General features: G+C 62.4%; 8 protein-coding genes and 1 tRNA gene. 1 reads left to right on the forward strand and 8 read right to left on the reverse strand.

Translation table 11 applies throughout. The features are described from left to right. Positions 1-8: 8 nt before the first annotated feature. From AC3A6B_RS12460 to tolB, 8 genes are all read right to left on the reverse strand, one after another. Positions 9-3,005: a type I restriction endonuclease subunit R gene (locus tag AC3A6B_RS12460; RefSeq protein WP_487837022.1), complete on the reverse strand. Its 2,997-nt coding sequence runs from the start codon at positions 3,003-3,005 to the stop codon at positions 9-11. Beyond that, positions 2,992-4,407: a restriction endonuclease subunit S gene (locus AC3A6B_RS12465; protein WP_487837023.1), complete on the reverse strand. Its 1,416-nt coding sequence runs from the start codon at positions 4,405-4,407 to the stop codon at positions 2,992-2,994. The genes AC3A6B_RS12460 and AC3A6B_RS12465 overlap by 14 nt, the downstream gene beginning before the upstream one ends. After that, complete coding sequence (locus tag AC3A6B_RS12470) at positions 4,407-6,827, reverse strand: type I restriction-modification system subunit M (protein WP_487837262.1); 2,421 nt, start codon at positions 6,825-6,827, stop codon at positions 4,407-4,409. Before AC3A6B_RS12470 ends, AC3A6B_RS12465 begins: the two co-directional genes overlap by 1 nt. Positions 6,828-7,040: 213 nt before the next feature. Further along, positions 7,041-7,116: transfer RNA gene (locus tag AC3A6B_RS12475), tRNA-Lys, on the reverse strand. Positions 7,117-7,161: 45 nt separating this feature from the next. After that, positions 7,162-7,965, reverse strand: coding sequence for a tRNA threonylcarbamoyladenosine dehydratase (locus AC3A6B_RS12480; protein WP_487837024.1), 804 nt, complete (start codon positions 7,963-7,965; stop codon positions 7,162-7,164). 22 nt (positions 7,966-7,987) lie between these two features. Next, a complete protein-coding gene (gene ybgF / locus AC3A6B_RS12485) occupies positions 7,988-8,737 on the reverse strand; it encodes a tol-pal system protein YbgF (RefSeq protein WP_214693473.1) in 750 nt (249 codons plus the stop codon). A 2-nt stretch (positions 8,738-8,739) separates the two neighbouring features. Continuing rightward, positions 8,740-9,255 (reverse strand): peptidoglycan-associated lipoprotein Pal, encoded by a 516-nt coding sequence (gene pal, locus AC3A6B_RS12490; RefSeq protein ID WP_093107643.1) that lies wholly within the window; start codon positions 9,253-9,255, stop codon positions 8,740-8,742. Positions 9,256-9,274: 19 nt separating this feature from the next. Further along, positions 9,275-10,591 carry a Tol-Pal system beta propeller repeat protein TolB gene (gene tolB, locus AC3A6B_RS12495; RefSeq protein WP_487837025.1) on the reverse strand — a complete coding sequence of 439 codons (1,317 nt, stop codon included), beginning with the start codon at positions 10,589-10,591 and terminating at the stop codon, positions 9,275-9,277. Positions 10,592-10,746: 155 nt separating this feature from the next. On the opposite strand from tolB, the gene msbA reads away from it, so the two are divergent. After that, on the forward strand, positions 10,747-12,531 hold the full coding sequence (gene msbA, locus AC3A6B_RS12500) for a lipid A export permease/ATP-binding protein MsbA (protein WP_487837026.1): 1,785 nt from the start codon (positions 10,747-10,749) through the stop codon (positions 12,529-12,531). The last annotated feature ends 3 nt before the right edge of the window (positions 12,532-12,534 follow it).

Here is a 12,534-nt window from a genome sequence, read left to right on the forward strand (position 1 = left end):
CTATGACCTCACGTCGAGGCGCCCATCTGCGGCGGCGCCTTCGGCGGCACCATTCCCGGGTGATAAGTCGAGTCGAAGACCATGTCGGTCAGCCAGCGCTTAAAACTCGGGTTGTCGCTGAACTGTTTGAATAGTTCTGTGTGATCGGAAATCAGCTCAAGAACCACCCGATTCAGAGCCTTGTCGTGTTCCAACTTCGCGTTCTGCTTGTCGGAGTTCGTCTGTGCGTTCTGGTAAGCCTTGTCCTGTGACACGCGCGCCGGAATTTCTTCGGTGATGACTTTGCGAATCTTGTCACCGTCCTTCCATTCGATATTCCCGAACATATCGTTGAACGCCTTGATGATGTTGGACAGTTTGTCGATATCAGGATCGCCACTGCCGCCGCCACCTCCGGGTGGCGCTGGCTCGATGAAGCTGTCCGCATCATCCATCGACATCTTTAGGGATGCCTGAGCTTCCACCCGATAGCTTTCCATGTCGATGCCGTCCAGCACGCCCTTGGAAAGATCTTCCTCCTTCGGGGCCGGCAGCTTGGGGATCAGGAAGTTCAAGAATATCGCCAGCTTTTCCCACGCCGAGTGGCCGTAGGTCAGGATCGCGGCGAGAAAGCCATAGCTCCGCACAAAGGCCTTGGCTTGGCCTTTGAACTCGACTTGGCCGTCTTCGTCCAGGTTCTCGATGTATATGGCGACACAGGCGTCGAGAATCGGGTCGAGTTTGTCCCGATCCGCCCCCGTGACGTAGAGCGCGACCAAGTCCTCGACCTGCTGCCAGCTGTACACCTGTTTGGCATCGAGGTCGTTCTTCAAGTCGTGCAACTTGTTGGCATCGGTCTCGCCAACCTGCACCGTCGCGCGATAGTAATCCTGAAACGCCGCCTTCACGGCCTCGGCGTTGTCTGCAAAATCGAGTACGAAAGTGTCCCGCTTCTGCGGATGCGCGCGGTTCAGGCGAGATAGCGTTTGCACCGCCATCACCCCCGCCAGAGGCTTGTCCACGTACATCGTGTGGAGCAGCGGCTCGTCGAAGCCGGTCACAAACTTGTTGGCAACGATCAAGAAGCGATACGGGTCTTGCTTGAGCTTGGACGGAATGTCCTTGCTCGGGAAGTCGTTGAGATCGGCCTCGGTCCTCTTCGCCCCGCCAACTTCGAAGTCGCCTGAATAGGCAACGATGGCCTTGAACGGACTCTTGATGGAGGTGAGGTAATTCGACACCTCGCGAAAATAGTCGATGGCTCGTGCAATGCCGTTGCAGACGATCATCGCCCGCGCCTTGCCGCCAATCTTCTGCTTGCCAGCCACCTGCGCCACAAAGTGGTCGACCATGATCTCGGCTTTCTTGCGGATGGCTTTGTCGTGCGATTCGACGTAGTGACGGATCTTCTTCAGCGCCTTCACCTTGTCGAAGTCCGGATCGTCTTCGACCGTCTTGGCTACGTGATAGAAGCTATCAACCGATGTGTAGTTCTCAATCACGTCGAGGATGAAGCCCTCTTGAATCGCCTGCTTGGTGGTGTAGGTCAATTCTTCGGGTGAGCGGTAGCGTGCTTCACCAGCTTCATCGTAGCGCTCACCGAACAACTCCAGCGTCCGGGCTTTCGGCGTCGCGGTGAAAGCGAAGTAGCTCGCATTGGGCAGCATCTTGCGCGACTCAATCAGCTTGTTGACCGCATCCTCGACCGACTCCTCGTCATCCTCATCGTCGCCTGGAGCACTCGACAACGCCATGTGCATCTTTGCCGTCGTCTTGCCGCCCTGGCTGGAATGCGCCTCGTCGATCAGCAGGGCAAACTTCTTGGTACCGAGGTTGCTCAACTCATCCAGGATGAACGGGAACTTTTGCACCGTGGTAACGATGATCTTTTTGCCTTTACGCAGAAAAGTGCGCAGCTCGTCGGCGTTCTCGGAATGCCCGAAAATCGAAGCTACGTGATCGTAGCTCTTGATGGTGCGGGCGATCTGGGTGTCCAGCGCGCGCCGGTCGGTAATGACTACGACAGAGTCAAACTGCGCCAACATTGCGTCGGCAGCCGTTTTGAGCTCGACCAACTGATGGGCCAGCCACGCGATGGTGTTGCTCTTGCCGCTACCCGCCGAATGCTGGATCAAGTAGCGCTTGCCGACCCCGTCCCCGCGGGCGCGCCGCAGCAAGGCGCGGACGGTGCGCAGTTGGTGGAAGCGCGGGAAGACCTGCTTGCGCCGCTTCTTGCCTGTCTCGTCCTCTTCCTCCACTACTTGCGTGAAGTTCTCGATGATGTTGGCGAGCGAGTCCTTGGTCAGCACCTGCTTCCACAGATAGTCGGTCTTGAGGCCATTTGGGTTGGGCGGATTGCCCGCGCCGCTGTTCCAGCCTTGGTTGAATGGCAGGAACCACGTGGTCTTGCCGGTGAGATGGGGGCAAAACCGCACCTCGGCATCGTCCACCGCGATGTGCGCCACGCAGCGCCCCTGGTGGAACAGCAATTCAATTGGGTTGCGGTCGGTCTGGTACTGGATGATCGCGTCGGCGACAGTCTGCTTGGTCAGCGAGTTCTTCAATTCGAATGTCACTACCGGCAGGCCGTTGATGAAAATCGCCATATCCAGCGACCGCTGGGATTCATCATTGCTGTAGCGCAGCTGCCGGGTGACGCTGAAGATGTTCTTGCGGAAATTTTCGGCGGCGCTGGTATTGCCCGGCGTGGGCAACAGCTTGTAAAGGTCGACGTGCGCCGGGCCGTGGCTGACGCCCTTGCGCAGCACGTCCACGACGCCCCGCTTGGCGATTTCGCCCTGAATGCGGTGCAGGAACTGCGTGCGCTTGATGCCCTCGTTGGCCAATTCAAGCGCCGTGACGACCGGAGGCTGGGTGGCCTGCAGAAAGGCCAGCAACTGCGTTGCGTCCAACGCCACGTCGCGGTTGTAATCGGTGGGCTGCCCCTGCGCGTAACCTCCGCTGCTGCAGAGGTCGCGCACGATCAGCGCCTCTAGGCCTTTTTCGCTCGTGTCAGTCGCGGCCATCATCATCCTCTCCATAGGCATTGGCTTCGTCGTCCTCGCCCAGCGCAGCCAATTCTTCCTTGGCCACCACGTCGTCAGGGCCCGGCACCCAAAAGCGCACGTCCACCTGTCCGGTGACCGCATCTGCGATCAAACGGTCGCGGTATTCGCGAATGAGTTCAATCTCGTGTCGATGAGTGCCGATGGCCTGATCGATCGTGGCTATTGCTGAATCAATATGATCGACCAGCGCATCTTGCTCGGCGCGCGGGGGCAAAAGAAGCACGTGATTCTTTACATCATTGAGTGTGAGTCCCTGCTTTGTTCCGCCGTACATGCAGAGTGAGCCATGGGTCTTCCCCACCGACGAGAGCAGAACGTATGCCACCCACTTGGCATTGGCAACTTCTGGTAGCAACCTGCAGCAGGCCACGTGCTGGCTAACATATGCCTCCGGCAGTTCTGCTGGCACGTGGGCAACGGATCCAATATACGCAGTAATCGACAGAAGGATGTCGTCTGCTTTGACGCGCGTCCGGCTCGCTTCGACCAAGACCGATTCGGGGAGTTTCAGTCTCACCGTCTTTGTCAGGTTGACTGCAATCGACGCCCGCGTGAGATTCCCGACTCTGAGAAACAGCGGGCCGCTGTCCGATGCATAGTCGGACCAGCCGCGTGAACCACTTGTGATTCGTGCAGCCAGGTTTCTGAGGCGTGATACTTCCCAATGTTCTGGCACATCGCCCAGCCATTCGATGCCGGAGGGCTTCACCTTGACCGACACGTCGAGGCCGCGAGTGACGGCGTGGTCGATGATGCGCAGCTTCTGCTCGGTGAGCAGTCCGATCATTTCGCGCTTGGCCTTGAGTAAGCGGGCGATGTGGGCGTCCTGCGCGCGGAGGTAGGCGACGATCTGATCTTGCTCGGGGCGAGGTGGCTGGATTAGGATGATGTCGAGGAACTGGTTTGGGTATAAGCGCAGGCGCGAGGCGCGAATGCCTGTCGAACGACCGATGTACTCGGCTACGTAGGCGCGGGTCCGCAGCAGGTAGTCGAGATACGAAGAGTTGAAACTTTCGTCCTTGTGGGGTCGGTAGACGCCATAGGCCGGACTGACCAAACCGGTATGGCGCGCAGCGCCAAGGGCTGCCATCCAGGCCCATAGTGTGTTGACAACGATGTCCCCTGGACGACAGACTTTGTGGCCAACGTAGCTCGCCGCCTTGAACATTGTGACGTTCTTCTGACTGCGCGGCGTCACACCGGTCAGGTGCGAGACAGACAGCAGCTCCTCTTCTCCAGTGCGCGAGCGTTCATCCACCTCGCGGAAGAAGACTTTGGCGCGCTGCTCGCTCCAATGCTCAGGCACCGGGGGGAGCCAGCGCATCTTGGACGTGCGGCAGTTTGCGTACACGCCGGGCATCACGCCTCTCCCACGATCTTGTGCAGCAACCCCTCAGTTTGTTGCTCCAGCTTCAGGATGTCGGCGCGGATTTGCTCAACCGTGCGAAGCGGTGTCGGTCTATAGAAGTGGCGGGCAAACAAGATCTCGTAGCCGATCTTGGTCGCATCCTTTGCGATCCACGCGTCGGGAGCGTGGGGCAACACTTCGCGGACGAAGAAAGCCTCGATGCCGCCGGTTTCCTTCAGCGGCACCTGCTCGCTGTCGCGCAGGTCGGTATCGGCTTCGTACTCGACCACGAATCGATCCTTGCCAACTTTCTCCAGGCACGCGCCGTAGTAACCGGGCTCAAAGTGCTCGCCAGCCTTGAGCTTGCTGCGCTTGGCGACAACCGGCGGTGCGGCCTCGTCGCGCCAACTCACGGCCCTATAGATCGCTTTTTTCTCCGGCGCGCCCAGCTTTTTGCTGTGTGCCTTCATCACCGCGTCGAAGCGGCCACGGAAGTCATTGTGGTCGTCGAACACGGCGTCGCCTAGCTCCTGCTGCGCCAGTTTGGCCAGTTCGACCAAGGTCTTATCGCGCAGCCAAGTAGCAGGGTCGAGCAACTTCTTGCGACGCTTCTCCGGAACGGCTTTCTTGGTGGGCTTGGCGTCGTCGTCGTCTGATTCGTCCTCGGGTTCTTCTTCATCGTCGCCCTTGAGCCACGCCTCAATCTCGGCTTTGAACTTCCCGAACTCCTCATACAGGTTGTCCCCGTACTTGGCGTGGATTTCGCCGCGCACGACCTCGTCGCCGGTGGCAAATCGTAACGTCTCGATGGCACTGAGCTTTAGCTGGCTCTTAAGTCGCAGCGGACGCTCAACAGTGATCTTCCAGTACCCGAAATCGGCGTTGTCGAACCACTTGCATTCGGGCGTGTTGAACGTGGAAGCCGTTGCAGCTTGGGTGTCGGCAGGGGGCTGCGCGAGGTAGTGCTTCAGGATCCGTTCGATGTCCGTGTCTGCCAGTTCGCAGTTCTTCTTGCCGAGGTTGCGCCGCATCGGCTGGAACCACTGCGACGCGTCGATCAACTGCACTTTTCCCCGCCGGTCCTCCGCCTTGCGGTTGGCCAGCACCCAGATGTAGGTGGCGATGCCAGTGTTGTAGAAAATGTTGAGTGGCAGCGCGATGATGGCTTCGAGCCAGTCGTTTTCCAACACCCAACGGCGGATGTTGCTCTCGCCCTGCCCCGCGTCGCCGGTGAAAAGCGCCGAACCGTTATGGACAAGTGCGATGCGGCTGCCGAGCGGTGTGTTGTGCTTCATCTTCTGCAGCTTGTTCACCTGGAACATCAGCTGCCCGTCGCTCGACCGCGTGATCAGTTTGAACTCTGAATCGCCGCCGTGATTGACGATGAAGCGCGGGTCGCCGAACTCCTTCTTGCCGCCCATCCGGTCAAGATCAGTTTTCCAACTCTTGCCGTAGGGCGGATTGGAGATCATGAAGTCGAATTCGCGCGACCTGAACTGGTCGGCCGACAGTGTGGATTTGTCCGCACCGCCGACGATGTTCTCCGCCTCCTCACCTTCACCCTTGAGCAGCAGGTCCGCCTTGCAGATGGCGTAGGTTTCGTCAGAAATTTCTTGGCCAAATAGATGGATCGAGACATCCTTGCCGTGGCGCTCGGCCAAATCTTGCAGCGCCTCCTCGGCGACGGTCAACATCCCGCCGGTGCCGCAACTGCCGTCGTACAGTAGGTAGGTGCCGGACTGGATGAGATCGGCCACTGGGAGGAACAGCAGTTTGGCCATCAGCTTGACCACGTCGCGAGGAGTGAAGTGCTCGCCAGCCTCTTCATTGTTCTCTTCATTGAAGCGTCGGATCAGTTCCTCGAACACGGTGCCCATGCCGTGGTTGTCGAGCGCAGGAAGCTTGATGCGCCCATCCGCGTCTTTCACCGGCAGCGGCGAGAGATTGACCTCTGGGTCGAGGAAGTCCTCGATGAGGTAACCCAATACGTGCGCATCAACCAGCTTCTGAATCTGGTTGCGGAAATTGAATTTGGTCAGGATTTCCTGAACATTGGGAGAGAAGCCGTCCAGGTAATCGATGAAGTCATCGCGGAGGCGTTGACCAGCGGCACTTGATTTGAGCTTTGCGAGCGTGAAATCGGAGGTGTTGTAAAACGCCTGCCCTGCGGCCATCCGCAACGCGCCGCCTTGTTCGGCCACCTTGTGCGCGTCAAGGAACTGCTTGCGCTCAAGTACCGCCTGTTTGGTAGGCTCCAGAACAGCGTCGAGCCGCCGCAAAACGATGAAGGGGAGGATTACGTCACGGTACTTGCCGCGCACGTACACGTCACGCAAACGGTCGTCGGCGATGTTCCAGATGAAGTCGGCGACCCACTTCAGATTACTTTGATCTTGTTTGATGGACTTTATCCAGCTCGACTTGTCATTCATTGTTTTGCTTGATTCGGGGTGTCGGCGGCGCCAGCTCCGTGACGCGTGGCATGCCGGCGTTTTTTTTGCCTGCTGTGCGGCATACGAGGTGGATTCTGCCTTCATGAGAGCGCACCGGGGCAGCGCCCGACGGATCGTGACATAAATCGTGACAGAATGGCCTGAAAAGCAAAAAGGGTTAGCAGGCACTCACCTGCTAACCCTTGTCATTATTGGTAGGACGTACAAGATTCGAACTTGTGACCAACGGATTAAAAGTCCGCTGCTCTACCAACTGAGCTAACGTCCCACTCTTCGTTTTCTTGTCCGGCGTCGAAGCCGGCAAAGCCCGAAATTATAGCGTGCCGTTGCGCGCGATCCGGTCCAGCACCCAGCCCGCCGCACATTGCCCGAAGGTGGCCGTCACGCTCACCACCGAGCCGTAGCCGTGGCAGTTGAGCGAGCCGTCGCCCTCCTCGATCGCGCACGAGGCGTCGGGCGGCGCCACGCTTTCGCGGCTGAAGACGCAACTCACGCCGATCTTGCGGCCCTCGCGCGGCGCGCCATGTTCCTTGCGCAGGCGCTGGCGCAGTTGCGCGAGCAGCGGGTCGTGCGTGACCAGCGCGAGGTCGTCGATGTCGACCTTGTGGGCCAGGCGCTTTCCGCCCGCTGCCCCCACGGTAATGAAGCCGATGCCGGTCTCGCGGGCCCAGGCCGCCATGGCCAGCTTGGCGCGCACCTGATCGCAAGCATCGACGACGGCAGCCACGGGCCCGTTGGCCGCCTGCGCGCTCGCCAGCAGGTCTTGCCAGTTGCCGGGCTCGACGAATTCGTCGATGGCAAGCACCTCGCAGGCCGGATGGATGTGCGCGATGCGCTCGCGCATGGCTTCGACCTTGGCCTGGCCCACGGTGGTGTCGAGCGCATGGATCTGCCGGTTGATGTTGGATTCGGCGATGTGGTCGAGGTCGATCAGCGTGAGCCGCCCGACGCCGCTGCGCGCCAGTGCCTCGACCGCCCATGAGCCGACGCCGCCGATGCCGGCGACCAGCACATGGGCGTCGCGGATGCGGCCCGCGCCCGGCACGCCATAGAGCCGTTCGAGCCCACCGAAGCGGCGGGCCAGATCGGCGTCGTCCAGAGTGACGACGGGAGACATTGCGTTCAAGCCGCTCCCGGGATTACCGGAGCCGCGAGAGGCGCTCACGCCCGGCCTGTGCGGCTTCGGACTGCGGATAGGCCTTGGTCAGGTCTTCGAGCGTGCGGCGTGCCGCGCGCGTGTCCTTCAGTTCGATCTGGCAGTTCGCGATCGACAGCACCGCCTCGGGCGCCTTCGCGTGATCGGGCGCCAGCGAAAGCATCGACCTGAAATTGGCGATGGCCTCGTTGTAGTTGCGCGTGGCGTACTGCGCGTTGCCGAGCCAGAACAGCGCCGAAGGGTTGTAGCCGCTTTGCGGGTAGCGCTTCACGAACTCGGCGAAGGCCGTCTGCGCTTGCGCGAACTGGCCGGCGCGGAAGATGCCCAGCGCGGCATCGAAGTCGGCCTTCTCTTTCGGGTCGGCCGTGAACTCGCGGCCGTCGACCGCGACCTTCGCCGGCTCGTTCTTCTTGAGCCGGTCGTCGATCTCGGCCTGGCGCTGCTGCAGTTCGGTGATCGTGCGCGTGAGCTGCTCGTTCTGGCCCGTCATGCGCTGGAGATCGCCGCGCATCTGCTCGATCTGCGTCTGCAGGTCGAGCAGGCTGCGCCGCAACTGCGCGTTCTCGTCGTTCTGGCGCTGCTCGGCCTGCTGGCGCATGGCCTCGACGCGCTGGCGCAAATCGAGGATCGCGCGGCGTGCCTCGTCGTCCTCGAACAGCGCAGCCTGTGCGCCCAGCGAGGCACACAACAAGGCGGCAGCGAGGGCCGCGCTACGCAGAGAAACTCGTCGCATCATCAACGGTAGGTGATCTCGGCGCGGCGGTTCTGCGCCCAGGCGTCTTCAGTGCTGCCGGGCGCCGCGGGCTTTTCCTTGCCGAAGCTCACGGCCTCGATCTGGCTGTCCGGCACGCCCAGCAGGCCGAGCGAACGGCGCACGGCTTCGGAGCGCTTCTGGCCCAGCGCCAGGTTGTATTCGCGGCCGCCGCGCTCGTCGGTGTGGCCTTCGATCGAGATGCGACGCTGCGGATTGGCCTTCAGGAAGCGGGCATGGCCATCGATCAGCGACTGGAACTCGGGCTTGATCGTGTAGCTGTCGAAGTCGAAATAAACGATCCGTGCCACGCCGACCGGGCCTTGTGCGGTCTGCGCACGCGGGTCGATGCTGACCGGCGCGACGCCGCTGGCCGTTCCGCCGGCCCCTCCGGCGGTGCCTGAGCGGTCCACCACCGGCGTGTCGCTCACCTTGGTGCCGGACGAGCACCCGGCGATCAGCGCCACGATGGCCAGCGAATAAATCGTACGTTTCAACATTTCGAACTCCTCAAGTTAATCATTGCTTTTGAAACGGACCCCAGTCCGGTTCCCGGATGTCTCCCGCCTGTCCCGCCAGTCGAGCTTTTATTTTTCCATCGAGTGTCGTGGTCATCAGCGCCTCGCGGCCTTGCAGCCGGGTCGCATAGACGATCAGCTTGCTGTTCGGGGCGAAACTGGGATTCTCGTCGGCCGTGGTGTCGGTGAGCGCCGTTACGTTGCCGGTCGCCAGTTCCATCACGTGGAGTTTGAAGGCACCACCCACCCGCGAGATGTAGGCCAACCACCGGCCATCGCCGCTGACCGACGGAGAAATGTTGTAGGTGCCGCTGAAGGTCACACGCGTCGGGTTGCCGCCGCTGGCGCCCATCTTGTAGATCTGCGGGGCGCCGCCGCGATCGCTCACGAAGTAGATGGTGCTGCCGTCGGCAGAGTACACCGGCTCGGTGTCGATGCTGTTGCTCTGCGTGAGCCGGCGCGGCTCGCCGCCGTTCGACGAGATGGTGTAGAGCTGCGAACCGCCATCGCGGCTCAGCGTGACGGCCAGCGTGCTGCCGTCGGGTGACCAGGCGGGCGCACTGTTGGAGCCCTTGAAGTTGGCCACCAGCCGCCGCTGGCCGTTGGCGACGCTGTGCACGTACACCACCGGCTTGCGCGATTCAAAGGACACGTAGGCGAGCTGCTGGCCATTGGAAGACCAGACCGGCGAGATGATCGGCTCGGGGCTCGCGAGCGCGGCCTGCGCGTTCTCGCCGTCGGCATCGGCGACCCACAGGTTGTAGCGGGTGCCGCCCTTGGTCACGTAGGCGATGCGGGTCGAGAAGATGCCTTTTTCGCCTGTAAGCTTTTCGTAGACATAGTCTGCGATGCGGTGCGAGGCGAGGCGCAGATCGCCTTGCGGCACGGTGTAGCTCTGGCCGCCGAGATCCTGGCCGCGCACCACGTCCCAGAGGCGGAAGCGCACGTCGTAGCGGCCGTCCGCGAGCCGCGTCACGCTGCCCACGACCAGCGAATCGGCCGTGCGCTGCCGCCACAGGCTCAGGTCGGGACGCGAGGTCTCGTCCAGCGACTGGCCCGACGCGTCGACGCCGCGGAACTGGCCGCTGCGTTCGAGGTCGGCCTGGACGATGGCCGCGGGTTTTTGCGGCGATGCGTCTTCACCCTTGAAAGGGGCAAGCGCGATCGGCAGCTGCGTCAAGCCGACGCCCGACACCTCGACCCTGAACTGGGCGAGCACGGGAAGTACGGGGGAGGCAGCCAATGCCGCAATCAGTGTGCGGCGGACGGAGAACGATGAAGAAGGGGTTGGGGAGAATTCTTGCAACGGCTTTTTCATGCAGTTCGGAGAGGTTTCCGGGATTTAAGTTTCATGCCCGGACGAAACGAGGCCACATGGTACACAAGGCGATGCACGCAAGGTCACAAAACGTGTATGTGCCGGCGCGGTCCTACAGCGAAGGCTGACCCTACGCAACCGTAGAATGCGCCGCCATGCAGCCCTCCCCCGACGCCGAGTCCGCGCGCCCTCCTCTCACGCGCCGGCTCGCGCGCCTCATGACCTGGTTCGGAGGCTCGCGCCGCTGGTGGGCGCTCGGGCTCGTCACGGCCCTCGTCGCCGCCCTGACCGAGCCGCTGATGCCCGCGCTGCTCAAGCCGCTGCTCGACCGCGGCTTCACGCGCGGACAGCTGGCGCTCTGGATGGTGCCGGCGGCCATCATTCTCCTCTTCGCCGTGCGCGGCCTCGCGCAGTTCGTCTCGCAGTACGCGCTGGCCCGCATCGCCAACGAAGGCATGCAGCAGCTGCGGCGCGTGATGTTCGAAAGGCTGCTTGCGGCCGAGCTCGCCCTCTTCTCGCGCCAGTCGGCGAGCGCGTTGTCGAACACCGTGGTCTACGAGGTCCAGACCGGCGCCATGCTGCTGGTGCAAGCGCTGCTGGGCCTGTCGCGCGACGGCTTCACGCTCATTGCGCTGCTAGCCTACCTCATCTACCTGAACTGGAAGCTGACCTTGATCGTCGGGGTGCTGGCGCCAGGCGTGGCCTGGATCATGAAGGTGTTCTCGAAGCGCCTCTATCGCCTCACGCAGCTCGGACAGCAGGCCACCGACGAGCTGGCCTATGTGGTGGAGGAGAACGTGTTGGCCCACCGTATGGTGCGCCTGCACAACGCCGAGGCCAGCCAGACCGAGCGCTTCGACCGCCTCAGCCACAGCCTGAATCGCCTGGCCGTGAAGTCCACCATCGCTTCGGCCGCGATGACGCCGCTGACCCAGATCGTGGCCGCCGTCGCGCTGTCGGTGGTCGTGATGATCGCCCTCTGGCAAAGCGGCGAGCAGGGCCTGACCGTGGGCGGCTTCGTCGCCTACATCACGGCGATGCTGATGCTGATCGCGCCGATCCGCCGCCTCGCCGACATCGCCGGCCCGATCACGCGCGGGCTCGCGGCGCTCGAGCGCGGCCTGGCCTTGATCGACAGTGTCGCATCCGAATCGCAGGGCCGCTTCGAGACGCCGCGAGCCGAAGGCCGCATCGAGCTGCGCGCGGTGCGGGTCAACTACCGCGGCGAGGACGAGGCCCGGGCGCTCGACGGCGTGAGCCTTTCGATCTCGCCCGGCGAGGAGGTGGCTTTCGTCGGCCCATCGGGATCGGGCAAGACCACCCTGGTCAACCTGCTGCCGCGCTTCGTGCTGCCGAGCGCCGGACAGGTGCTGCTGGACGGCCACGACATCGCCGAATGGCAGCTGAAAAGCCTGCGGGCGCAGTTCGCGATGGTGAGCCAGGACGTGGTGATGCTCAACGACACGCTGGCCGCCAACGTAGCGCTGGGCGCCGCGGTCGACCGCGAACGCGTGCTCGCCTGCGTGGCGGCCGCGAACCTGGCGGTGCACGTCGAGAGCCTGCCGCAGGGCATCGATACCGTGCTCGGCCACAACGCGACGCAGCTCTCGGGCGGCCAGCGCCAGCGGCTCGCGATCGCACGTGCGCTCTACAAGGACGCACCGGTGCTGCTGCTCGACGAAGCCACATCGGCGCTCGATACCGAATCCGAGCGGCTGGTGCAGGAGGCGCTGCAGCGGCTGATGCAGAACCGCACTACCTTGATCGTCGCGCACCGGCTCTCGACCATTCAGCACGCCGACCGCATCATCGTGATGGAGCACGGCCGTGTCGCCGAACAGGGCAGTCATGCGCAGCTGATGGCGCTGGACGGGCTCTACGCGCGGCTGCAGACGCATGCGGTGCGCAGCGCAACCTCCGGCCAAGACCCGACGCTCTAGCGC

Source organism: Variovorax sp. Soil_C_33, assembly GCF_057656935.1.